The sequence below is a fragment of the Rheinheimera sp. SA_1 genome (assembly GCF_001669775.1).
In the GTDB taxonomy this organism is placed as follows: Bacteria; Pseudomonadota; Gammaproteobacteria; order Enterobacterales; family Alteromonadaceae; genus Pararheinheimera.
In genome coordinates this window covers 522,799-547,588 of record NZ_LXWK01000015.1, presented here as the reverse complement: position 1 = coordinate 547,588, position 24,790 = coordinate 522,799, and the positions used below count along the sequence as shown (strand labels likewise).

Below are 24,790 nucleotides of genomic sequence, written 5' to 3'. Positions count from 1 at the left end.
CGAAAAAAAGCACAAGGGAATGCTTTGGTTTGACCCTCGATTGGGCTAAACTCAGCCCAGAACCAACATCGTCGGAGTAGTTGTGATGAATATCGGTGGCCCATCTTTAAGCGAATCGCTGTTAAAACTGAACAATTCAGAAAATGAAAATCTGCTAAAAAAACTGGCAACCGCCAAGCGCATCAACAGTGCTGCCGATGATGCTGCCGGTTTGCAAATTGCCAACCGGCTGACCCAAATCAACGGCGCAACGGTGCAGGGCGAGCGTAATGTTTATGACGGTATTTCGCTGGCGATGGTTGCTGACCAGGGCTTGCAAGGTATCAGCGATGGTCTGAATGAAATCGACCGGCTGGCAGTGCAGGCGGGCAATGGTTTATTGACCAGCTCGGATCGTCAGGCGCTGCAAAAACAAGCAGATGCTTACACAGCAGGTATTCAGGACCAGATTAAAAACACTGAATTTGGCGGTATTAAGTTATTTGATCAGGATAGTAATATCGGCATCGCCACCGGCAGTGGCAATATCAATATTAAAACTCAGGATTTACAGACTAAACTGACCGATAGCGGCGCTTTTAGCGTTGATTTGTCGTCTTCAGCCAAAGCTGCCGAATCACTGTCGAAAATCCGGCAGTCCAGTCAGCTTATAGATAACAACCGCACCGATCTTGGCGCAACACAGAATGCGTTAAGCTCAGCAGGACGTAACTTAAGTACGCAGAATGTCAATCAACAAGCAGCGATCAGCCGTATTCAGGACCTGGATTACGCCAAAGCTTCGACTGAACAGGCGCAGGCTGGTATTCGTGAACAAGCCTCTTATGCCGTAGCAGCACAAGGGCGGGTTTCGGAACAGCAAGCGTTGCAGTTACTGGCTTAATCGATAAAAAGTAAATTTGATACCCTTAAAAACGCTGGTTTTTTGACAGTAGCGTCAAAAAGTTAGCGTTTTACCTTGCATGACAGCGCTGGCTTTGCAAAAATGCTTTAAAAGCACAAGAAAAAGTCCAGCGCCATGATCCCCAGATTATTTATTCTTGATCAGCAAGAGCAACGTGCTCAACGGCTGAGTATCATTCTGAATTTTGTCGCTGAAGCGCATCAAATTGTTGATGAAACGCAATTGCTGGCACAACTGGCAATTGATCCCAAAGCTGTGGTGCTGCTGGGAGCCCTGGTCGGGCAGCAACACGAACAGCTTATCGAACAACATCCTGCCACCGCCTTTTTATTGCTCGGCGAGACGCTGAAACCTTTATTGCGGCATGCCAATGTGGTTGGTTTATTAAGCGAGCCTTTTGCTTATGCTTCGTTGACGCAACATCTGCGGGACTGTCAGGAATATCACCGGTTATTACCAGGGCAACGGGCGCAGGAATCGCAGGCGCGGTTTGTCGGGATGGTTGGTATGTCAGCCCAGATGCAACAAGTACGGTTTCTGATCCAGCAAGTGGCCCGCACCGACGCTAATGTGCTGATCCTTGGCGATTCCGGTACAGGTAAAGAAGTGGTCGCGCGCAACATTCATGTGTTATCCCATCGCGCTGACGGGCCATTTGTACCCATTAACTGTGGCGCTATTCCGGCTGAGTTGTTGGAAAGTGAGTTATTCGGTCATGAAAAAGGCGCTTTTACTGGCGCCATTTCGACCCGTAAAGGCCGGTTTGAGCTGGCGCAGGGCGGCACCTTATTCCTGGATGAAATTGGCGATATGCCACTGCCGATGCAGGTGAAGTTGTTGCGGGTGTTGCAGGAACGGATTTACGAGCGGGTTGGCGGCAACCAGCCGATCCGCGCCGACGTGCGGATCATCGCTGCCACTCATCGTCAGTTAGAAGATATGATCAACGAAGGCCGCTTTCGTGAAGATTTATTTTATCGACTCAATGTTTTTCCAATTGAAACACCGGCACTGAAAGACCGTCCGGACGATTTACCGTTGTTGTTGCAAGAATTACAGCACCGACTGGAACAACACGGTCAGGCTTCGATTAAATTTACTGAGCGGGCGATTGCTAGTCTGAAATTACATGGCTGGCCAGGTAACGTGCGTGAACTGGCCAATTTAGTCGAGCGTCTGGGCATTATGTTCCCGCATCAGGTGATTGATGTCGCCGAATTGCCACTGAAATATCGTCATATTGAAGTTGATAGTTATGTGCCGCATTATCCGGAATCCTTGCTGGAGCGGGACGCCATCAATGAATTGTTCCAATTTAATGATGAAGACGACAGCGAAGGCGACGCGCATTTTGCGCAGCATCCTGACAACAGTGCTTTTAACGTGCTGCCGGACGACGGTGTCGATTTAAAACAATTTTTGGCTGATTTAGAAATCACCCTGATCAGTCAGGCGTTGGAACGTCATGATTTTGTGGTGGCAAGAGCTGCGGATATTTTATGTTTACGTCGCACCACTTTGGTCGAGAAAATGCGGAAGTATAATTTAGGTCGCGACGATCTGGATGTTGCCGATTAACAAGACATATTTGGTGAACGTCAAAATATTGGCTAAAAAGTTAAGATTAATTAGCTGATTTAAAACAAGTTTTTGTGTGGCATGCTTTGTGCTTATTGACGTTAGTGTTAAAGACTAACGGAAATCACCATGAACAGCTTCGCCACCCTGGTAATAGCGCCTGCGACAGGCAGCAATGCCGACAGTTATCAGCCGTTGTTTGAACTGTCCATGCTGGGATCTCTGGCTGCTACGACGGCAGATGTAACTTTGAATACCTCTGCCGTCATTGCCTGGCCAAAAGTATCAAAGCTTGCCTCAGATCAATGCGTCAGTGCGCAACCAGCCAATGAGCAATTTGAAAGCACCCAGCCAGCCAACCCGCAATCTGGTGCCGAACAAGCCGAATTATCCCGCTTACAACATTTATTGCAGGTCTTGCCGACTGGCGTGGTGGTGCTTGATGCGCGTGGTTTTGTGCAACAAGCCAATCCGGTGGCCATTTCGATGCTCGGTGAACCGCTGACCGGGCAACGCTGGCTGGATGTGATCACCCGCAGCTTCCGGCCGCGCAGTGATGATGGTATGGAAGTGTCGCTGCATGATGGCCGTCGGGTGCAACTGGCGATCACCTCACTGCAGCCGGAACCTGGTCAACTCATTGTACTGACTGACTTAACTGAAACCCGGCAGCTGCAAAGCCGCATTGCCCACTTACAAAGATTATCTGCCCTTGGCAAAATGATGGCGTCCCTGGCGCATCAAATCCGTACGCCGTTATCCAGCGCCATGCTCTACGCTCAAAACCTGACCAATCAAAAACTCGACCAGACGTCCCGGCAACAATTCCAGCATAAATTGCTGAACCGGCTGCAGGATTTAGAGCAGCAAGTAAACGATTTACTGCTGTTCGCCCGCTCCGGCCGTGAAAAGCAGGTAGAACGGCTGTCAATGCAGCAGTTACTCAGTGAAGTGCATCTGTCGGTTGAAGCCATGGTGCAGTTACAGGACGGCGAGCTGGTCGTTGAATTACCGGAGCCGGATTTACCGGTGCTGGGCAATCATTCCGCGTTATGTGGCGCTGTCGGTAACCTTATTCAAAATGCACTGCAACATGCAGGCCCCGGCGCACGGATTGAAGTGTCGGCCATCGCAAGTATGGACGGCCAGTTGGTGACATTGGCGGTGGAAGACCATGGCCCAGGCGTGCCAGTGCATTTGCAACAACAAATTTTTGATCCGTTTTTTACTACGCGCAGCAACGGCACCGGCCTCGGTCTCGCCGTCGTTCAGGCTGTCGCGCATTCCCACAACGGCCAGGTTCGTTGTATCACCGGTAAATCCGGTGGCGCACGTTTTGAAATGATTTTGCCGGTGTACCAATCGGCGGCTGTAGCAACAAATTCAACCGCAGCGATAAATAGACCTGCAGCGACAAATTTAACTGAGGAGCAGCACAATGCAGCACACTAAAATTCTGGTGGTGGAAGACGACGCCGGGTTGCGTGAAGCACTGGTCGATACATTAAGCCTGGCGCAGTATCAGGTGATTGCTGCGGACAGCGCTGAGCAGGCGATGCAATTGTTAAAGCAGCATAAAATCAGACTGGTGATTAGCGATGTGCAAATGGGCGGTATTTCCGGCCTGGAGCTGCTTAAATCGATCAAACTGAATTACAACAATATTCCGGTATTGATGATGACGGCTTATGCCACGGTTAACGATGCGGTACAAGCCATCCGCTTGGGTGCCGTCGATTATCTGGCGAAACCTTTTTCACCGCAAGTGTTGGTGAATATGGTCAGCCGGTATGTGCCTTTGGATGAAGTGGCTGCTTTTGAGCCGATTGTAGCGGCACCTATTAGTCAGCAGTTGGTGAAACTTGCGGCTAAAGTGGCGCGTTCTGATGCCAGCGTGATGGTGCTTGGACCGAGTGGCTCGGGCAAAGAAGTGTTGGCGCGGTATATTCATCAACAATCACCGCGCCATGAAGGGCCATTTATTGCGATTAACTGCGCCGCTATTCCGGAAAATATGCTGGAATCGACCTTGTTCGGTTACGAAAAAGGCGCTTTTACCGGTGCTATTCAGGCCTGCCCTGGCAAGTTCGAGCAAGCGCAGCACGGCACTATTCTGCTGGATGAAATCAGTGAAATGGATCTGAACCTGCAGGCAAAGTTACTGCGGGTGTTGCAGGAGCGGGAAGTGGAGCGGCTGGGCAGTCGCAAAACAATTAAACTGGATGTGCGGGTGATTGCCACCAGCAACCGTGATTTACGCCAAACCGTGCAACAAGGGCTATTCCGCGAAGACTTATTTTACCGCCTGAACGTGTTTCCACTGACCTGGTCGGCGCTGGCCGATCGGATCGAAGACGTATTGCCATTATGCCGGCATCTGTTAGAGCGGCATTGCCAGCAGCAAGGCGAACCGGTGCCAAACCTGACCGCAGCCGCGCAGCGAAAATTATTGCAACACGACTGGCCGGGCAACGTGCGCGAGCTGGATAACGTGATGCAACGGGCATTGATTGTGCACACTGCGCCGGACATTACCGCCGACGACATTTTGCTGGAATTGGGTTCTGGCTCCAGCGATTGGCAGGGTGACGAGCCGGTGTCGATAGCGTTGGATCCGGATTTAAGTGTATTTAAATCAGAAGTCTACGAGCAGGAGCATCGGATCATCCTGGAAACGATGCGCGCCTGTGCCAATCGACGTAAAGATGTGGCAGAAAAGCTTGGCATCAGCGCCCGGACTTTAAGATATAAACTGGCACGGATGCGCGAGTCAGGTATTCAGTTACCGGCTTAAACAGTTTTTGGCAGTGGTAAAAAAACGCTCAGCGGATGATCAACATTCGCTGGGTTTAGACTGTTTTTCACGTTCTGTTTTAGCATCAACTTAAAGTAATCATCAAGGTTCAGCATCTCCCTTCCAGTTCACTACATCAGTTGTCAGCTTTTTGACAGACGAGTAAATCCATAACTAACTGAAAGTAAACAAATAAATTGTGGCACGCCTTGTGCTTTATCTGTTTATTCTGGTTTTACACCACCGCAACAGGTAAACAGCAATGGACATCAAAGGCGCCGCTTTATTTCAGGAAATGCAGTCGTATGCCAATCAGGCCCGCAACATTTCTAATGATATCCGCCCGCAGGAAATGCAGGTTCAGAACAGCAGTCAATCGGACTTCTCCAGTTTACTGAAACAGGCCATTGATAACGTCAATGGGCTGCAAAAGCAAAGCAATACGCTGGCAACTGCGGTGGAAATGGGTGACCCAAATGTGTCTTTGGCGCAGGCGATGATTGCTGGTCAAAAGTCGTCGATTGCTTTTGAAGCAACAGTGCAGATTCGGAATAAGCTGGTGGAAGCTTATAAAGAAGTCATGTCGATGCCGGTGTAAGGGGGAATAAACTGTGGCTGAATCTACCTCAACTGAACTGACATTAAGCAGCAATGACTTTAGCGATACGCCAATGGCTGATCAAAGTCAGCAGGAACAAAAGTCAGGTTTCCTCGGCTCGATGGGCGGCATGGATATCGTGCGGCAAGTCACGCTGATTGTTGCTTTGACCATTTGTATTGCCATCGCCATTTTAATTATCCTCTGGGCACGCGAGCCGGAAATGCGGCCACTTGGCACCTTCGAAACTGCAGAACTTATTCAACATCTCGATTATCTTGACGGGCAAAAAGTCGCGTACAAGTTGGAAGGGAACGTCATTCTGGTGCCTGGTGATCGTTATCAGGATCTGAAATTGGGTCTGACCCGCGCCGGCATTCAACCAGAAAGTAACAGCGGTGATGATATTCTGATGCAGGACAGCGGTTTTGGTGTCAGTCAGCGACTGGAAATGGAACGGTTAAAACACAGCCGTGAGCAGCAACTAGCCCGCACTATTGAAGAGTTCCAAAGCATCGCCCGCGCCAGGGTATTACTGGCTATCCCGAAAGAAAACATTTTTGCCCGCACTGAAAAACTGCCGTCGGCCACCGTGATGATTACGGCCAAAGGTGGCAAAACCATTAAAGATGGTGAAGTGGATGCCATTGTCGATTTAGTTGCTTCAGCGGTGCAGGGGCTGGAACCAGCCAAAGTGACGGTGACCGATCAAAACGGCCGTTTACTGAATAGTGGTTCCCAAGATGCCAGTTCGGCACGCTCGCGCCGTGAGTACGAAATTGAGCAAAAACGTGAAGAAGAATATCGTCAGAAAATTGACTCTATCCTGATCCCGGTTTTGGGTATCGATAACTACACAGCGCAAGTCGATTTACTGATGGACTTCACCACCACCGAACAAACGCAAAAACGCTTTAACCCAGATTTGCCAGCGGTGCGCAGTGAAATGACCATTGAAGAAAACAGTGTGGGTGGCGGCTCGATGGGCATTCCAGGAGCATTGTCCAATCAGCCACCACTAAACTCCAATATTCCGGAACAGGCTACTGATGGCAATCCACCGATAGTTCCGGGGCGGAACAGCAAAGAATCAACCCGCAACTATGAGCTTGACACCACCATCAGCCATTCTACCCAACAATCTGGGGTGATCAGACGGTTAAGTGTGTCCGTGGCGGTGGACTATAAAATGGCGCCTCCGGTCGGTGATGCAGCCGCTCAACCAGCTGCCAGAGCACAGGCTGAGCTGCAAAATATCCGCCGGTTGTTGCAAGGTGGTATTGGTTTTGATGTGCAGCGTGGTGACACTATTGAAGTGGTTTCAGTACCGTTCACCCGCGAAGCGCTGGTGGAAGAGAAAAAACTGGAAATATTCGAGCAGCCTTGGTTTATGGAAATGATGCGGTTGGTGCTGGCGGCGCTGGTGATTATCGTGCTGATTATGGCCATCGTGAAACCAATGATCAAAAAACTGATCTACCCTGAAGATACCAGTGATTCTTACGATGAAAATTCATTATCGCGTGGCCTGGACCTGGGTGATGATACTATCGACATGCTGAGTAAAGAGTTTGACGCCAAGTCTGTCGGTTTTGCTGCCGATGGTACCTTGATGCTGCCAGACTTACATGGTGATGAAGACTTGTTAAAAGCGGTGCGGGCATTGGTTGCCAATGAACCTGAACTTTCCTCTCTGGTCGTGAAAAATTGGTTAGCTGAAGATGAGTAACGTTGATACCACTCAAAAACCGGCCTTTGACGTCGGTAAATTAGATGGGGTTGAAAAGGCCGCCATCCTGCTGCTGAGCTTGTCAGAAGAGGATGCTGCCCAGATCCTGAAACATTTAGAGCCGAAGCAGGTGCAGAAAGTCGGTATGGCGATGGCTTCTATTGAAGATCTGAACCAGGCGAAAATTTCAGCAGTGCATCGGTTGTTTATCGAACAAATTCAGAACTTTAGTACCATCGGCTTCCAGAGTGAAGACTTTATCCGCCGCGCCTTAACGGCGGCATTGGGTGAAGAAAAAGCATCAAACTTAATCGACCAGATTATTTTGGGTGGTGGTGCCAAAGGCTTAGATTCGCTGAAATGGATGGACTCGAAGCAGGTTGCCAATATCATCCGCAACGAGCACCCGCAGATCCAAACCATTGTATTGTCTTATCTGGAACCGGAACAATCGGCGGAAATTCTGTCGCAGTTCCCGGAAAAAGTCCGGCTCGATTTAACAATGCGTATCGCCAACCTGGAAGAAGTACAACCAGCGGCACTGCAGGAATTAAACGAGATCATGGAGAAACAGTTTGCCGGTCAGGCCGGTGCGCAGGCAGCGAAGATGGGTGGCTTAAAAGCCGCTGCCGATATCATGAACTACCTCGATACCAACGTCGAAGGTCAGTTGATGGATTCTATCCGCGAGCACGACGAAGAAATGGCGCAGCAAATCCAGGACTTAATGTTTGTGTTCGAAAACTTACTGGAAGTGGACGACCGTGCCATTCAGGCGATTTTGCGCGAAGTGCAACAAGATGTACTGATGAAAGCCTTAAAAGGCGCCGACGAAAACCTGAAAGAGAAAATTCTGAAAAATATGTCCAAACGTGCCGCCGAAATGCTGGCCGACGATTTGGAAGCGATGGGCCCGGTTCGCGTCAGCGAAGTGGAAACTGCACAGAAAGAAATTCTGTCAACGGCTCGCCGTCTGGCCGATGCCGGCGAAATTATGTTGGGCGGTGGCGGTGGCGAAGACTTCCTGTAACTCAAAGTGATCAGCACCGGATTTTGCAGCGGGATTTAAAAAGACGTTGCATCATCCGGCCTTGCAAGCCAGTAGTCAGCATTGAGCAGTGATAAATGACAACAAATATGTTTCAACAAAACCGGCCATTTAAGCCCGACCCAGGAGTAATGGACATTTTGAACGATTGGGACAAGCCGCTGCGGATCAGTGAGGACGAACCAGTTGCGAAAACCGCACCTGCAAATAATTCAGCGACTGCGGCGCCGGCAGAGCCTTCAATGTCGGTGGTGTCTCCCGCCAGTTTGTACAAAACCAATGCCCTTTACAAAAAACGTCCGGAGCCGGGCGAACGCTTGTCGGCCAAAAATGAAGAAGAACTTGTTATCAAACCGCTGACAGCTGACGATATCGAACAAATCCGCCAGGCAGCCTTTGATGAGGGGATCAGTCAGGGCAAAGAAGAAGGCTTTGGCCAGGGTTATAGTGAAGGTCGTGAGCAGGGTTATCAGGATGGTCTGCAACAAGGCCAGGCTGAAGGAAAAAAACTGGGTTTGAGCGAAGGCGAGCAGTTAATTCGCGATCAGCTTGCACAGCTGCAGGTGCTTATCGACCAGCTACAGCAACCACTGCAAAAAGTGGATGCCGAAGTTGAACAATCCTTACTGAATTTAGCGTTACAAATGGCGCAAGCGGTGATTGGGGTTGAAGTTAAAACCAATCCACAGTGCATCCTGAATACGCTGCGTGAAGCGGTGGATGCTCTGCCTTATCAGGCAGACAAACTAATTATCAAACTCCATCCAGCGGATGTCGCCGTTATTCAGCAGCATTACAGCCCTGAAGAAATCAGTGAGCGGTTGTGGCAAATCCGCAGTGAACCGGCACTGGAACGCGGCGATTGCCGGGTGGAAAGTACCGAATCCAGCGTCGACCGCACGTTAAAAACCCGGCTGCAAAGCAGTCTGGAGCATTTTTTGCAAGAACCCGCTATCAAGCCTGAACAGGCGGCAGAAGATTGACGCAGGCGCGAGCTTGCAGGGACTTTCATGACCAGTGCGACGACCAACCCAACGACTTTGGCAGAGCGCCTCGCGCTGCAACAACAATATATTAAACCAAACCGGCCGGTGGTTGCTGGTCGTCTGGTGCGGGTGGTTGGCCTGACTTTGGAAGCAACCGGCTGTTCGGCGGCGATCGGCCAAACTTGTGTCGTTGAAACAGCGAACGGCCTGCTGGAAGCAGAAGTGGTTGGTTTTGCTAAAGATCGGATTTTCCTGATGCCCAAAGACGACGTCACCGGTGTTGTGCCGGGAGCACGTGTCACCCCACTGCAGGATCACCGCGGCGTGCCGTTAAGTATGGCGCTGCTCGGCCGGGTGATTGATGGCGCCGGTAAACCACTGGACGGTAAAGGCCCGGTGCTTGCCAATGAATTCAGTAAAGGTAAAAAACCACCCATTAACCCATTACAGCGCCGCCCCATCAAGCAACCGCTGGATGTTGGTGTACGCGCGATCAACAGCATTATCACCGTCGGCAAAGGCCAACGGATGGGTTTATTTGCCGGTTCCGGTGTTGGTAAATCGGTGTTGCTCGGCATGATGACCCGCGGTACCGCCGCAGACGTGATTGTGGTCGGGCTGGTTGGCGAACGGGGCCGGGAAGTAAAAGAATTTATCGACGAAATTCTCGGTGATGTCGGTCGTAGTCGTTCAGTGGTCGTTGCTGCGCCAGCCGATGTATCACCTTTAATGCGCCTCAAAGGCTGTGAAACCGCTGTACAGGTGGCGGAATATTTCCGCGATCAGGGCCTGGATGTGTTGCTGCTGCTCGATTCCATTACCCGCTATGCCCAGGCGCAGCGGGAAATTGCTTTGGCCGTGGGCGAACCACCGGCCACCAAAGGCTACCCGCCGTCAGTGTTTGCGAAATTACCTGCGCTGGTTGAGCGGGCAGGCAACGGTGCTGAAGGCCAAGGTTCTATAACTGCTTTTTATACTGTGCTCTCGGAAGGCGATGATTTACAGGATCCGATTGCCGATGCTGCCAGGGCCATTTTAGACGGCCACATCGTGCTTTCGCGCCAGCTTGCCGACAGTGGCCATTTTCCGGCGATTGATATTGAACGTTCAATTAGTCGGGTGATGCCGGCAGTCACCAGTATGGAACATCAATTATTGGCCCGAAACATTAAACAGCTCTATGCCAGTTTCAGTCAAAGCAAAGACCTGATTGCCATCGGTGCTTATGTCAAAGGTTCGGATCCGATGCTGGATCAGGCAATTAGTCTGATGCCACGGATCAATAAATTTCTGCAACAAGGCATGACGGAAGTTGTGCCTTACGACGACAGCTTAACGGGTCTGGCAGGCCTGATCCCGGCCGGTAGAGGATTCTGAGCATGGCATTAAAACAACTGCAATTGCTGGCGAAAGTTCAGCTGGAAAAAGAAGAAAAACTGCAGGCGCAATTTGTGCAGGCGCACCAGTTTGCACAGCTGGCGGCAGATAAATATACCGGCCTGGCAAACTATCGCACCGACTATATCCGGCAGAGTCAACAGCGCGGTGCTGAAGGCATCGCCAGCCGGCAATTTAACCAGTACCTGAATTTCATCACCAAACTGGATCAGGCGTTGACGCAGCAAAATATGCAGGTGCAACAAGCGCAACGTGTTGTTGAAATGCGCCGCACCGCCTGGCTCACAATGCAAAAGAAGCGTAAAGCACTGGATTTATTGATTGATAAAGAGCTGCAGGCTGGTTATGTCCGGGCACAAAAACAAGAACAAAAGATGCTGGACGAAATGGCCACGCAACAGTTTTTCCGCCGGTTGCAGGCGGCAGAGCACTGAAATCCGTGACACTGCAGGATTGTGGCGCAGTTTTTGAATGGTTTTCGAATAGAGTGTAAATCGTTTAGCTGTAGTATCGAAACTAGTATCAAAAAAATATTACGACAACCAGCGGCAGCTGAGCTTCTGCCACTTATTCGACCCGGAGTCAGCATGCATATTGATAAGTCATTTCAGCTTTTATCTGCAGACAGCGGCAAAGTTGCCACTGACGAGACCCGGCGCCAGAATGCAGGCGACGAAGACGCTGAATTCAGTGAATTGTTGGGGGCTGAGTTAAGCCAACAAGACCAGCAAAAAGAAGCAGAAAAAGCTGCCGGAGCCGACAACAAAGCCGGGCAGGAAGTTGCCGCTTTATTGACGAAGCAAGCAAAAACTGCCGAACAAACCCTGGCTGATAAAGCAAAAGCTGCAGTGGCGGCGAGCAAAGATGCAACTGACGCAGCAAATAACACCGATAACGCAGCCATTGCGACATCCGGAGCCACGCTTGATGTCACAGTGGGAGTACCAACCGATGTGACCCGTCAGGCTGGAGTCACAATCGAGCCCGATGCTGATGCAGATTTTGACGCAGAGCAAACAGGCAGCTCGAATCCATGGTTGGCGATTATCAGTCAATCACATGATTTTAATGACATTTTATCTCAATCTTCGAAACAGTCTACAGCCGCCACTCATGACGCTGGTTTCACATCGGCAGAAATGCTGGCTGCAGAGCTATTGGGCGTGGCAGCGACTGAAAAAGCCGCGGCCGGGGCTGATCCCGCAACGGCAATCGCCGGGCAAACAACTGAAACCAGTGAACGTCTGGCAGAAGAACAAAAATTGGGTTTTGGCAAAGAATTGGCAAGCTCCGGTGACATTGCAAAAGCTCTGTCTGATACCACACTGTTGAATACCACTGAAGGACAGCAGGATACCAAAGGCAAAGCAATCACAGGGAATATGGACATTGCGCTCAATGCCGGTGAACCTGCCACCACAGACAGCAGTCGTCTTACTAAATTACCATCTGAGCAAATGAGTGTGCGGGAACTGGTTAAATCTGAACAACCACATTTGCAAACCCTGGTTGCCGGATCCGGCGATCAGCATGCCGCCGATGTTAGCTCAGGCACAGCACAACAAGTTGCCACTGGCAGCGCAGCAACAACGAGTCAGCCAACTCAGTTGCAGATATCGGCTGAGACAGTTGCCGGTCAACTGAGCCAGGCTGATGGCAAAGGTGCGAAGAATTCGGCAACAGCACCGGTTGACGTCGAGTTGCCAATTGAGGTTGGTCCGGACGTCAAAGCACTCAGCGCTTTAGTCACAGAATCTGCATCGGCAGCGCCATCAGCTAAAAATGCCCCGCAGAGTTTTGCCCAGTTTCAAAAAGCCGCGAATGCCGCTGCAGCCATAGTGCAGAAACAACTGTTGCAAGCTGAGCAGACGCAGCAGCCACTGCAGGATCTGGCAGCACAACAGCCACAAAAGTTTGCTGAGCTTAATCAGATACTTCCAGGCAGCCATGCCGACGCACCTATTGCTTTTAACACACTGCTGCAAACAGATCGGCCAATCAACAGTGGTGGAGCGATGGGCTCATCAACCGGTCAGCAGCAACAACAAGCGGCTTCTCAGTTGTTTGCGGCAAAGCTGAATGACAGCGTCCATAGCAATGAACAGCCAGCGCTGAATTTACTGGAGCCTTCTGCAGCAACTCAACTGAAAGAACGGGTGATGTTTCAGGTAAATCAGAAAATCCACAGTGCCGAGATTAAGTTAGCGCCGGAAGAACTGGGCAGCATGCAGATTAAAGTCCAGTTGCAACAAGAGCAGCTGTCAGTGCAATTTGTGGTGCAACAAGCCGGCGCCAAAGAAGCATTAGAGCAACAGATGCCGCGGCTGCGGGAAATGTTGGAAGAGCAGGGAATTGAGCTGACTCAGGGCGAGGTCAGTCAGCAGCGTGAAGGTTCTGCGGAACAACGCCAGACCCGCGAACGTAATCAGGGGCTGGATCAGGGGCTAGACACCGGCGACGAACCCTTGCAGCAGCAGGCGATAGTCCGAGTGTCTGACCGAATGGTCGATTATTATGCGTGATCTGCAGTTAAATCTGGCTGTTGGCGACTGGTTGATTGCTTTTGGTTTGATATGCGGTAAATAATAGAAAAAATGCTATTGAACCGGAGTACTTATGGCTGCTGAAAAAGACCTGCAAATCGCTGATGGCGGTGGCAAAAAGAAAAAAATGATTATTATCGCTGCGGCGGTAGTCGTGCTCGGTGGTGGTGTAGGTGGCTATCTGATGATGAGCGGTTCCGATGCACCGCCACCGGCAGCCGCAGTTGAAGGCGAAGCAGCTGCCGCAGGAGCTGAGCCTGCAGCTGAAGGCGCGGCCACTGGTGAAGCTGGCGCAGCTTCGATGGGCACGGCTTTATATGTGTCGATGCCAAGACCTTTTGTCTTTAACGTACCCGGCGCCGCCCGCGATCGGCTAGTACAAATTAAAGTGCAGCTGTTGGTGCGGGGCCAGAATAACGAAGAACTGGCGAAACAACATATTCCGTTGATTGAGAGCACCATGCTGAAAACGTTCAGCACCGCCAATGCCGACGATTTAGTCACTGCTGCTGGCAAAGACACGTTAAAAGCACTGGCATTAAAAGACGTGCAGGATGCTTTGGTGGGTGTGGCCGGTTCAATGGTGGTAGAAGAAGTGTTATTTACCGGTTTTGTCATGCAGTAATACCGGTGAGACCGAAAGAGGGTAACCAACTTGACTGATTTACTGTCACAAGACGAAATTGATGCGCTACTTCATGGTGTTGATGACGTTGAAGAAGAAGAGGTAGATGACGGTTCCGGACCGGGCGGACGCTCGGCTTTTGAATACGACTTTTCTTCGCAGGACCGTATCGTCCGGGGCCGGATGCCGACTCTGGAAATGGTCAACGAACGTTTTGCCCGCCATATGCGCATCAGCTTATTTAATATGATGCGCCGCACTGCTGAGGTATCAATCAACGGCGTGCAAATGATTAAATTCGGTGAATATGTCCACACGCTGTTTGTACCCACCAGCTTAAATATGGTGCGCTTCAGGCCACTCAAAGGCACGGGCCTGATTACGATGGAAGCGCGGTTGGTGTTTATCCTGGTGGATAACTTCTTCGGTGGTGATGGCCGTTATCACGCCAAAATCGAAGGCCGTGAATTTACGCCGACCGAACGCCGAATTATTCAGATGTTGCTCAAGCTGATTTTTGAAGACTACAAAGAAGCCTGGGCGCCGGTGATGGACGTGTCGTTTGAATATCTCGATTCCGAAGTGAACCCGGCGATGGCTAACATCGTCAGCCCGACCGAAGTGGTGGTGATCAGTTCTTTCCATATTGAGCTTGACGGTGGTGGTGGTGATTTCCACGTAGCCTTACCGTATTCAATGCTGGAGCCGATCCGCGAACTGCTGGATGCCGGCGTGCAAAGCGACAAAGAAGACACTGACTTGCGCTGGAGTAAAGCACTGCGCGACGAAATTATGGATGTCAAAGTCAATCTGACCACCAAGATGATGGATGTGGAGCTGACGCTGGAACAAGTGATGAACATGCAGCCGGGCGACATTATTCCGGTAGAAATTCCGGAGCATATCACGGTACTGGTCGAAGACTTACCAACCTATCGCGCCAAAATGGGGCGATCCCGCGACAATGTTGCGCTGAAAATTATTGAGAAAATTAAACGGCCTGAATCGGTCAAATCTGAGCTGCACGTCTTTACCAAAGGCGGTCGCCGCCTGGATAGCGATGCAGATATCAGTGAATTGGAAGCCGATTTAATTTTGACTGAACGTGCAGAGGAAAGATGGTAATGGCTGACGATAAAGATACGATGGACGAATGGGCTGCGGCTCTGGCGGAAGCCGAAGGGGGCGACGAAGCCCAGGCAGTTGAACTCGAAGAGCTGCAGGAAGAGCGAGGCCTCATCACCGCCGACGAAAAACGCAAACTGGAAACCATTCTGGATATTCCGGTGACTATTTCGATGGAAGTGGGCAGGGCGAAAATCAGTATCCGTAATCTACTGCAACTGAACCAGGGTTCGGTGGTAGAGCTGGAGCGGGTCGCGGGTGAGCCGCTGGACGTACTGGTCAACGGTACTTTGATTGCGCACGGCGAAGTGGTGGTGGTGAACGATAAATTTGGTATTCGTTTAACTGACGTGATCAGTCAGATTGAACGGATTAAGAAGTTACGTTAATGCCGCGTTTTGTTGCCAAATATGTCCCGTTTACAGCTGCGCTGTTGTTGGCGCTTGCTAGCTTTGGCGCTCTGGCGCAGGAAACTGCAACAGCGGTTGCCAAAGAAACTGCCAGAAATCCGGCGGCCATGCCAGGCGTTGGCCAGATTGTCATTTCCTTGGCGCTGGTGATCGGACTGGTGGTGTTGCTGGCGTTTTTCTACAAAAAAATGCAGTTAAAGATGCCGGGTTCAAAACATTTTAAGGTGGTTGCTACTTTAAATGTTGGTACCAGAGAACGACTGTTAGTTATTGAAATGCAAGGAAAACAGCGAGTGATTGGCGTCACTGCCAACAACGTAAATTTCCTGTTTGAACTCGAAACTCCGCTCATCGAAGAAAAGTTGGCATCAGATTTTCATACGCAGTTACAATCGTTCCTGAAAAAATAGACTGATGTCATGCTCCGATTGTTTTTGTTACTGCTGGTGCTACTAAGCCCGGCAGTATTTGCCGATAACGGCGCTATGTCTGCCCTGCAAATTACCACCAACCCTGACGGCAGTCAGGAATACAGCGTCACGCTACAAGTGCTGGCGATGATGACCGCGCTGAGCTTCCTGCCAGCGATGATTATCATGATGACCTGTTTCACCCGCATCATCATCGTACTGGCCATTTTGCGTCAAGCCATTGGTCTGATGCAAAGCCCATCGAATCAGGTGTTGATTGGTATCACCATTTTCATGACGTTTTTTATCATGGCGCCGGTGTTTAAGCAGGTTAACGACAGCGCCATTCAGCCTTACCTGAAAGAAGATATCACCTCCATTCAGGCATTGGATGCGGCGATTATTCCGATCAAGGCTTTTATGCTGCAGCAAACCCGGATCAAAGATTTAGATACCTTCGCCGAAATCGCCGGTCATCCGCCGGTGGCGAACCATAAAGATTTACCCATTACCATTGTGATCCCGGCTTTTGTTACCAGCGAACTGAAAACCGCGTTTCAGATTGGTTTTATGATTTTTATCCCATTTTTAATTATCGACCTGGTCGTCGCCAGCGTGCTGATGGCCATGGGGATGATGATGTTGTCGCCGATGATTGTCGCCTTGCCATTTAAACTGATGATGTTTGTACTGGTCGACGGTTGGTTGTTGGTGATGGGCACGTTAGCGACCAGTTATGGAGTGGGAACATGACACCAGAAGTCTTTGTCGATGTATTGAACAACGCGCTGTATATGGTGATCCTGATGGTCAGCATCATTATTCTGCCGTCGCTGGCGGTAGGCTTGGTGGTATCTATTTTCCAGGCAGCGACCTCCATCAACGAACAAACCTTAAGCTTTTTGCCACGTCTAATTGTCACCTTGCTGGCGCTGATGTACGGTGGCCACTGGATGACGACAACGCTGATGGACTTTACCATCGGCTTGTATCTGAGCATCCCGACCGTGGTGAGCTAAGGTGGAATTTCCGCTACAGATCCTGATGCAGGGCATTGCCGACTTTTTGTTGCCGCTGACCCGCATTGCTGCCATGTTCAGTCTGATGGCTGGTATTGGCGCGAAAACCGTGCCGATCCGGGTGAAAATGGGTTTGGCGGTGATGTTTACCCTGATCATTATGCCAGTGATCCCGCCGGTGAAAGACGTCAATCTGATGTCCTTTAATACCGTCATTCAAGTGATGCAACAGTTGATCATCGGCATGGCGATTGGCTTTATTTCGCTGATGTTTATCAATACCTTTATTCAGGCCGGGCAAATTCTGGCGACTCAGACCGGTTTAGCTTTTGCGTCGATGGTGGATCCGTCGAGTGGTGTCAGCGTACCTTCGATTGGTCAGTTTTATTTAATTCTCGCGACTTTGTTATTCTGGGTTGCTGATGGTCATTTGATTATGTTCCAGATGGTGGTGTTCAGTTTCACCTCATTGCCGATTGACGGTGGCTGGTGGGACGTATCGCATTATTGGACCATCGCCGAATTTGGGCTATGGATTTTTTCGGCCTCGCTAGCCATTGTATTAGCGCCTGTCACCGCGATGTTACTGGTCAATCTAGCCTTTGGCGTGATGACCCGCGCCGCACCACAGCTGAATATTTTCTCCATTGGTTTTCCGGTGACGATGATCGCAGGCTTGCTGATTATGTGGCTGACCATGGACACTTTTGCCTATCACTTTAATCTGCTTTGGCAACATGGTATCGAGTATACCTGTCAGCTGATTGGCTGCTAACGGGAGGAATGCCGGATGGCTGCTGACAGTGACATGGAAAAAACCGAAGACCCCACGAGTAAAAAGCTCGAGGAGGCTGCCAATAAAGGCAATATTGCCCGTTCCAAAGAACTGGCAACAGCATTGGTGTTGCTTGGCAGTAGCGTTGGGATTTTGATTTTCGGTAAAGAAGTCGCTAATACCACACTGACCGTCTGTAAACGATTATTATCGTTGAATTACAAAGATATTTTTGACGAGAATGCCATGTTTACCGCCATGGGGGCAGCACTGACGGAAGTGTCGATCCCGTTGTTTAAACTGTTTCTGGTGATTGCGGTTGCCGGAGTACTTGGCAACATTCTGCTTGGTGGGTACAACTTTACCTGGTATGGCGCCAGCTTTCGGCCAAGTAAACTAAACCCTTGGGCCGGACTCAAACGGATGGTTGGGTTACAAGCCCTGGTCGAGCTGTTTAAAAGTGCACTAAAAGTGGTGATCGTCGCCGGCGTTGCATATGTGCTGCTGGTGGTGTTTTTTGATGACATTATGGCGTTGTCGCTAATGAGTTCGCCGGAAGATATTGCCGCCGCCGTGTATTTACTGAGTTGGATGTTTTTTGGCTTGTGTTCCAGCATGCTGATTATCGCTGCCGTCGATGCACCTTATCAGACCTGGAATCATCACAAACAAATGATGATGACCAAGCAGGAAGTGGAAGACGAATATAAAAACTCTGAGGGTAACCCGGAAGTCAAAGGCCGCATTCGGCGCATGCAAATTCAGATGTCGCGCCGCCGGATGATGGAAGCAGTGCCGACAGCCGATGTGATCGTCACCAACCCGACGCATTACGCGGTGGCTTTAAAATATGAACATGGCAAATTCAGAGCACCGGTGGTGGTCGCCAAAGGTGTTGATCAGATGGCGATGTATATCCGCCAAATTGCCGATGCTAATAAAGTGCCAATCGTGGAATCACCAGCCTTAGCCCGTTCCATTTATTTCACCACCGAACTGGATCATCCTATTCCGGAACAGTTGTTTGCCGCTGTCGCACAGGTGTTGGCATATGTGTATCAGCTTAAAGCCTACCGTAAAGGTAAAGCGTCACGACCAAAAACTCTGGCTAAAGAGCTGCCGATCCCAGAAGGGTTCCGTCACTAAGTCAGCGTCTATGACATCGGTGCGCTGGTTTTTTATACATCCGCGAATGGTCGCAGACAATATCCGACTTTATGGAACAGTTTTTGCGTAACAGGCTTCGAGCGTCAATTTTCTATCGGATCCGTTATGCAGCTAAACCAGGTTTTCAACCAGTTTGATCGGAAACATCTTATCCATTTAAAAGGTTTTGGCACGCCGCTGCTGATTATGGCTGCGCTGGCGATGGTGGTATTACCCATGCCGCCGATCCTGCTGGACATCCTGTTTTCTTTTAATATCGCCTTGGCGCTGGTGGTGTTACTGGTCACCATTTATGTCAACAAACCGCTTGAATTCGCAATTTTCCCATCCGTTATTCTTATTGCAACTATCTTACGGCTGGCGCTGAACGTCGCCAGTACCAGGGTGGTGTTGTTAGAAGGTCACAACGGCCCGGGTGCCGCCGGAGCGGTGATTGAATCTTTTGGTCATGTGGTGATTGGCGGTAATTTCGCTGTCGGTATCGTGGTGTTTTTAATCCTGATTATCATCAACTTCGTGGTCGTGACCAAAGGTGCTGGCCGGATTGCCGAAGTAACAGCACGTTTTACCTTAGACGCCATGCCTGGTAAACAAATGGCGATTGATGCCGATTTAAACTCCGGTTTTATCGATCAGGATCAGGCGCGTAAACGCCGTGAAGAAGTGACGGCAGAAGCCGACTTTTATGGTTCGATGGACGGTGCGACTAAATTCGTCAAAGGGGATGCGGTGGCCGGTTTGGTGATCGTGGCGATTAACCTGATTGGCGGTTTGTTTATTGGCATGATTCAGCACGACCTGACATTCAGTAACTCATTGGAAATTTATACGCTGTTGACCATCGGTGACGGTTTAGTGGCGCAGATCCCTGGTTTATTATTATCGATTGGTACTGCAATTATTGTGACCCGGCAGAACAAAGATGCCGATATGGGCGAGCAGATGACCGGTCAGCTTGGGAATACTAAAGTCCTGACCATGGCTGCCAGCTTATTGTTTATTATGGGGATAGTGCCAGGAATGCCGCATCTGGCGTTCCTGAGTTTAGCTGCCGTAGTTGGTGGTGCTTCGTACTACATCCACAAACAAAAAACCTCGCCAAAATCGGAACTGGTCAGCCGCAAAACTGAGCTGGTACCCGGCAATGAAATGCAGCCGCAAAAAGAAATTGGTTGGGACGATGTGCAGCCAGTAGACATTATCGGGCTGGAAGTGGGTTACCGGCTTATTCCGTTAGTAGATAAATCGCAAGGCGGTGAACTGTTGACTCGCATTAAAGGCGTGCGCAAAAAATTATCGCAAGAGCTGGGATTTTTGATCCCGGCAGTACATATCCGTGACAATTTGGATCTTGAACCTAACACCTATCGGGTGACATTAATGGGCGTGACCAGCGGTAGCTCTGAACTGCGCCATGACAATGAACTGGCCATCAATCCAGGTCAGGTGTTTGGTACGGTCAAAGGTGTCGCCACTAAAGATCCGGCGTTCGGGCTGGAAGCGGTTTGGATTGCCAAAAATCAGCGCGAACATGCCCAGACGCTGGGTTATACCGTGGTGGATGCAGCGACTGTCGTTGCCACTCACCTGAGTCAAATATTGAGCAACAACGCCGCCAGTTTACTCGGCCACGAGGAAGTGCAGAACTTGCTGGATATGCTGGCCAAGGCATCACCCAAGCTGGTGGAAGCTCTGGTGCCAGATACATTGCCGCTGACCGCGGTGGTGAAAGTGCTGCAGAATTTATTGCATGAAGGTGTGCCGATCCGCGATATGCGCACCATCGTGCAGACGTTGGTGGATTACGGCGCGCGCAGCCAGGATATTGATGTATTAACCGCAGCGTGCCGTATTTCATTACGCCGGCTGATTGTGCAGGAAGTGGCAGGGGCCGCTGCTGAAATAGCGGTAATGACCTTTGCACCAGAGCTTGAACAAATGCTGCATCAATCGATGCAGGCAGCCGGCAACGATGGTTCCGGCATCGAACCAGGTCTTGCCGAGCGGATTCAGGATTCACTACGTTCGGCCAGTCAGCAACAGGAACTGGCAGGTGATCCGGCGGTATTATTGACTTCCGGCATTTTGCGCGCGGTGATGGCACGATTCGTGAAGTACACCATTCCAGGACTGCGGGTTTTGTCCTATCAGGAAATTCCGGACGATAAACAGGTTCGGATCGTCAGTGTGGTAGGGCAGGCGAGTTAGGAGTTAAAGCATGAAAATTAAACGTTTTGTCGCAAAAGATATGCGCACAGCGCTGACCGAAGTCAAAGAATTTCTTGGCCCTGATGCCATTATTCTGTCAAATAAAAAGGTTGCCGGCGGTGTCGAAATCGTCGCGGCAGTTGACCCGGAAGCCCCGCCAGCCAAGGTGCAGGCGGCTGAACCAGAAATAGCTGCTGTCAGCAATGTGCGAACTTCAAGGTTAGATATCCGGGTGGGTGATGACGACGAAGACAGCAGTCCACCAGCCGATTCGTTGCGGGCCTTGTTAGCCCGGCAAATGATTAAACAACAAAAATCTGTGCCAGAGGCACCGCAAGCTGCAGTCAAACCTTTGACGGCTAAATCCGCCGCGCCTGAAGACTCCATCCGTCCGTTTGGACAAAAATTAAACACGACAGCGCCAGAACGTCAGAATTCCGCCGCAGCGGGCATCAATTTACAAGAGCTTTCGAGCTTTCAAAAGCAACAAGCCAATCTGATGCAGCAACAATTTGACGCAATGCGGCAGGAAATGCTGTCGATGAAACATTTACTGCAACATCAGGTCTCTGGCTTGATGTGGCAAGACCTCGCAAGACGCGAGCCGGTGCGGGCGCTGGTGATAGAACAATTGCGGCAACTGGGTCTGACCGAAGCGATGGCTGATCAACTCGCTTGTTTTATGCCGGAAGACATCAGTGATACCGATGCCTGGAGTTGTGCACTGGATTTATTAGCTGGGCAGCTGACCACTACCAATGACGATATTATGCGGCGTGGCGGCGTGATCGCGCTGGTTGGGCCAACAGGTGTTGGCAAGACCACAACGGTCGCAAAACTGGCTGCACAGTTTGCTAAACGCCATGGCGCGGATCAGGTCGCATTAATTACCACCGATACCTTTCGGATTGGCGCTTTTGAACAATTAGCGACTTTTGGTCGTATTATCGGTTGTCCGGTAAAACAAGCGCGCGATCATGAAGAACTTGCGCTATTGTTAACCCAACTTCAGCAACGTAAATTAATTTTGATCGACACCGCCGGAATGAGCCAAAGGGACGTCCGATTAGCTGAAAATCTCGCATCGTTAGTGCATAATTCGCGTGTCAAAATAAAAAGTTATCTGGTATTGTCTGCGACATCGCAAGCGCGTGTCATGCAAGAGACAGTTGACCACTTTAAACGAATTTCTCTGGCGGGTTGTATTTTCACCAAACTTGATGAATGCTTAAGTCTCGGTGAAATCATTAATGTAGCAATTCAAAATGCTTTACCCGTCAGTTATTTGACGAATGGTCAACGTGTACCTGAGGACATCGATATTGCCGAAGCAGCAACGATGGTAGCTCAGGCAGAACAACTGCGCATGGCACACAATAGTTCGGGTCATCAGTGGTATCAGGATGGGCTTACTCGAACGGAAGAGACCTATGCATAATCATGAATTAACTTACGATCAAGCCAGTGGCCTGAGAAGAATGAAGCAGCAGATGGTAAAAGTAATTGCAGTGACAGGTGGCAAAGGAGGCGTGGGTAAAACCAACGTCACTTTGAATCTGGCCATGGCGATGGCACAAATGGGCAAAAAAGTGTTGGTGCTTGACGCCGACCTTGGCCTTGCCAACTGTGATGTCATGCTTGGCCTGCGGGTCGAGCGGAATCTTTCCCATGTGTTGTCTGGCGAAGCTGAGCTGGACGATATTCTGGTCACCGGTCCTTTTGGCATTAAGATTGTTCCGGCAACTTCGGGGACACAATCAATGACTGAGTTAAGCCCGGCGGAACACGCAGGCCTAATCCGGGCATTTAGTGAACTAAAAACGTCCTTTGATGTGTTATTGGTCGATACTGCTGCTGGTATTTCCGATATGGTGCTGAGCTTTTCGCGCGCATCGCAGGATGTGTTGGTGGTGGTGTGTGACGAGCCTTCGTCCATTACCGATGCCTACGCGCTGATGAAAATACTCAGTCGTGAACACGCAGTGCAAAAATTCAAAATTGTGGCGAATATGGTACGCAGTTTACGCGAAGGCCAGGAGCTGTTCGCGAAGCTGAGTCGGGTCACTGACCGGTTTTTAGATGTCACGCTGGAACTTGTGGCAACGATTCCATTTGATGAAAACGTACGTAAAGCAGCCCGTAAACAAAAAGCCTTTGTTGACGCTTTCCCAAAAACTCCGGCTTCGCTTGCAGTAAAAACGCTGGCGACCCGTGCTGTGCAGTGGCCGGTTCCTCCCAGCGCCTCAGGGCATCTGGAATTTTTCCTGGAACAACTCGTCCACTCAAACACTGAAGCCAGGGGGTTGGCTTGAATAGTCGGCTGGCAGCCTATGGTGCTGCAAATCAGATGCAGTTATTAGTCGAAAAACATGCGCCACTGGTCAAGCGAATCGCCTATCATTTGTTAGCCCGATTGCCCGCAAGTGTACAAGTCGACGATTTGATCCAGTCTGGCATGATAGGTTTGATTGAAGCGGCTAAGAATTTTGATGGCACCAAAGGCGCCAGTTTTGAAACTTTTGCCGGGATCCGGATCCGCGGCTCGATGCTTGATGAAATGCGTCGTGGCGATTGGACTCCGCGTTCTGTTCATCGTAATGCCCGGTTAATTGCTGAAACAATAGCCGAATTGGAAGCAGAATTCGGTCGTGACGTAAAAGATGTTGAAGTTGCTGAAAAACTTGATATAACTTTAGATGAATATCATCATATGCTCAGTGATGTCAGCAGCGGCCGCATTATTGGGATTGAAGATTTAGGCATTTCTGATGATGTGCTGGTGACAGCCAACGACAAGCAAGATGACCATTTATACGAAGAGCAGGCGAGTGATTCTTTTCAACAAGCTTTAATAAAAAATATCAGTAGCTTACCCGAGCGGGAAGCAATAGTATTGTCACTCTATTATAATGACGAACTGAACTTGAAAGAGATTGGCGAAGTGTTAAGCGTCAGCGAATCTCGGGTCAGTCAAATCCATAGTCAGGCGTTGGTGCGGCTTAGAGCCCGGATGCAAGACTGGTTGTAATACTTGAGAATAACCATTGAGGTATCTCGTCGGAGGGGATTTTGGATAAGAATATGAAAATTCTTGTGGTAGACGACTTTTCTACTATGAGACGCATCATCAAAAACCTGTTACGCGATCTTGGATTTACGAATGTCCAGGAAGCGGATGATGGCAGCACAGCATTACCAATGTTGCAAAATGGTGATTTCGATTTTGTCGTCACCGATTGGAACATGCCAGGAATGCAAGGTATTGATTTACTTCGTGCCATTCGCGCAGATGCCAGACTGAAACACATTCCAGTGTTGATGGTTACCGCAGAAGCCAAGAAAGAGCAGATTATTGCAGCTGCTCAGGCCGGTGTGAACGGATATATCGTGAAGCCTTTTACTGCAGCCACTTTACAAGAGAAATTATCAAAAGTATTTGAGCGTCTGGGTTAACCGTAACTGACACAGGAGTG

At 50.0% G+C, this 24,790-nt stretch carries 24 protein-coding genes; all 24 read left to right on the top strand.

Annotated elements, in window-relative coordinates; translation table 11 throughout:
* The first annotated feature begins 85 nt into the window (after positions 1 to 85).
* The 24 genes from A5320_RS09730 to cheY all read left to right on the top strand — a co-directional run bounded on the left by A5320_RS09730 (position 86) and on the right by cheY (position 24,770).
* Entirely contained in the window at positions 86 to 883 is a 798-nt protein-coding gene (locus A5320_RS09730) for a flagellin (RefSeq protein WP_082971657.1), read from the top strand.
* Positions 884 to 1,018: 135 nt separating this feature from the next.
* The gene (locus tag A5320_RS09725) at positions 1,019 to 2,482 is read left to right on the top strand and encodes a sigma-54 interaction domain-containing protein (RefSeq protein WP_068063860.1); all 1,464 of its coding nucleotides are present in this window, start codon (positions 1,019 to 1,021) and stop codon (positions 2,480 to 2,482) included.
* A 129-nt stretch (positions 2,483 to 2,611) separates the two neighbouring features.
* Positions 2,612 to 3,934, top strand: a complete 1,323-nt coding sequence (locus A5320_RS09720; RefSeq protein ID WP_082971656.1) for a sensor histidine kinase — start codon at positions 2,612 to 2,614, stop codon at positions 3,932 to 3,934.
* A complete protein-coding gene (locus A5320_RS09715) occupies positions 3,921 to 5,276 on the top strand; it encodes a sigma-54-dependent transcriptional regulator (RefSeq protein WP_068063858.1) in 1,356 nt (451 codons plus the stop codon). The genes A5320_RS09720 and A5320_RS09715 overlap by 14 nt, the downstream gene beginning before the upstream one ends.
* 262 nt (positions 5,277 to 5,538) lie before the next feature.
* Positions 5,539 to 5,874: a flagellar hook-basal body complex protein FliE gene (fliE, locus tag A5320_RS09710; RefSeq protein ID WP_068063856.1), complete on the top strand. Its 336-nt coding sequence runs from the start codon at positions 5,539 to 5,541 to the stop codon at positions 5,872 to 5,874.
* A gap of 13 nt (positions 5,875 to 5,887) precedes the next feature.
* Positions 5,888 to 7,603, top strand: a complete 1,716-nt coding sequence (fliF, locus tag A5320_RS09705; RefSeq protein WP_068063854.1) for a flagellar basal-body MS-ring/collar protein FliF — start codon at positions 5,888 to 5,890, stop codon at positions 7,601 to 7,603.
* Positions 7,596 to 8,633, top strand: coding sequence for a flagellar motor switch protein FliG (fliG, locus tag A5320_RS09700; protein WP_068063852.1), 1,038 nt, complete (start codon positions 7,596 to 7,598; stop codon positions 8,631 to 8,633). The genes fliF and fliG overlap by 8 nt, the downstream gene beginning before the upstream one ends.
* A 95-nt stretch (positions 8,634 to 8,728) precedes the next feature.
* Positions 8,729 to 9,634 carry a flagellar assembly protein FliH gene (fliH, locus tag A5320_RS09695; RefSeq protein ID WP_082971655.1) on the top strand — a complete coding sequence of 302 codons (906 nt, stop codon included), beginning with the start codon at positions 8,729 to 8,731 and terminating at the stop codon, positions 9,632 to 9,634.
* A 27-nt stretch (positions 9,635 to 9,661) separates the two neighbouring features.
* On the top strand, positions 9,662 to 11,014 hold the full coding sequence (gene fliI / locus A5320_RS09690; protein ID WP_068063848.1) for a flagellar protein export ATPase FliI: 1,353 nt from the start codon (positions 9,662 to 9,664) through the stop codon (positions 11,012 to 11,014).
* A gap of 2 nt (positions 11,015 to 11,016) precedes the next feature.
* Positions 11,017 to 11,469 carry a flagellar export protein FliJ gene (gene fliJ, locus A5320_RS09685; protein ID WP_068063847.1) on the top strand — a complete coding sequence of 151 codons (453 nt, stop codon included), beginning with the start codon at positions 11,017 to 11,019 and terminating at the stop codon, positions 11,467 to 11,469.
* 153 nt (positions 11,470 to 11,622) lie between these two features.
* Positions 11,623 to 13,557, top strand: coding sequence for a flagellar hook-length control protein FliK (locus A5320_RS09680; protein ID WP_068063845.1), 1,935 nt, complete (start codon positions 11,623 to 11,625; stop codon positions 13,555 to 13,557).
* A 94-nt stretch (positions 13,558 to 13,651) separates the two neighbouring features.
* Positions 13,652 to 14,203, top strand: coding sequence for a flagellar basal body-associated protein FliL (gene fliL / locus A5320_RS09675; protein ID WP_068063843.1), 552 nt, complete (start codon positions 13,652 to 13,654; stop codon positions 14,201 to 14,203).
* A gap of 30 nt (positions 14,204 to 14,233) precedes the next feature.
* A complete protein-coding gene (gene fliM / locus A5320_RS09670) occupies positions 14,234 to 15,328 on the top strand; it encodes a flagellar motor switch protein FliM (RefSeq protein ID WP_068063842.1) in 1,095 nt (364 codons plus the stop codon).
* Positions 15,328 to 15,717: a flagellar motor switch protein FliN gene (gene fliN, locus A5320_RS09665; RefSeq protein WP_068063840.1), complete on the top strand. Its 390-nt coding sequence runs from the start codon at positions 15,328 to 15,330 to the stop codon at positions 15,715 to 15,717. Before fliM ends, fliN begins: the two co-directional genes overlap by 1 nt.
* Entirely contained in the window at positions 15,717 to 16,148 is a 432-nt protein-coding gene (fliO, locus tag A5320_RS09660) for a flagellar biosynthetic protein FliO (protein ID WP_068063839.1), read from the top strand. The genes fliN and fliO overlap by 1 nt, the downstream gene beginning before the upstream one ends.
* 9 nt (positions 16,149 to 16,157) lie before the next feature.
* A complete protein-coding gene (gene fliP, locus A5320_RS09655; RefSeq protein WP_068063837.1) occupies positions 16,158 to 16,901 on the top strand; it encodes a flagellar type III secretion system pore protein FliP in 744 nt (247 codons plus the stop codon).
* Entirely contained in the window at positions 16,898 to 17,167 is a 270-nt protein-coding gene (gene fliQ / locus A5320_RS09650) for a flagellar biosynthesis protein FliQ (protein WP_068063835.1), read from the top strand. The genes fliP and fliQ overlap by 4 nt, the downstream gene beginning before the upstream one ends.
* A gap of 1 nt (position 17,168) precedes the next feature.
* The gene (gene fliR / locus A5320_RS09645) at positions 17,169 to 17,942 is read left to right on the top strand and encodes a flagellar biosynthetic protein FliR (RefSeq protein ID WP_068063833.1); all 774 of its coding nucleotides are present in this window, start codon (positions 17,169 to 17,171) and stop codon (positions 17,940 to 17,942) included.
* Between the two features lie 15 nt (positions 17,943 to 17,957).
* Complete coding sequence (gene flhB / locus A5320_RS09640; RefSeq protein WP_068063831.1) at positions 17,958 to 19,088, top strand: flagellar biosynthesis protein FlhB; 1,131 nt, start codon at positions 17,958 to 17,960, stop codon at positions 19,086 to 19,088.
* 126 nt (positions 19,089 to 19,214) lie between these two features.
* On the top strand, positions 19,215 to 21,317 hold the full coding sequence (gene flhA, locus A5320_RS09635) for a flagellar biosynthesis protein FlhA (RefSeq protein WP_068063829.1): 2,103 nt from the start codon (positions 19,215 to 19,217) through the stop codon (positions 21,315 to 21,317).
* A 10-nt stretch (positions 21,318 to 21,327) separates the two neighbouring features.
* Positions 21,328 to 22,755: a flagellar biosynthesis protein FlhF gene (gene flhF / locus A5320_RS09630; protein ID WP_068063827.1), complete on the top strand. Its 1,428-nt coding sequence runs from the start codon at positions 21,328 to 21,330 to the stop codon at positions 22,753 to 22,755.
* Entirely contained in the window at positions 22,748 to 23,629 is an 882-nt protein-coding gene (locus tag A5320_RS09625) for a MinD/ParA family protein (RefSeq protein WP_068063825.1), read from the top strand. Before flhF ends, A5320_RS09625 begins: the two co-directional genes overlap by 8 nt.
* Complete coding sequence (locus A5320_RS09620) at positions 23,626 to 24,345, top strand: RNA polymerase sigma factor FliA (protein ID WP_068063823.1); 720 nt, start codon at positions 23,626 to 23,628, stop codon at positions 24,343 to 24,345. Before A5320_RS09625 ends, A5320_RS09620 begins: the two co-directional genes overlap by 4 nt.
* A gap of 53 nt (positions 24,346 to 24,398) precedes the next feature.
* Entirely contained in the window at positions 24,399 to 24,770 is a 372-nt protein-coding gene (gene cheY, locus A5320_RS09615) for a chemotaxis response regulator CheY (RefSeq protein WP_206099418.1), read from the top strand.
* The last annotated feature ends 20 nt before the right edge of the window (positions 24,771 to 24,790 follow it).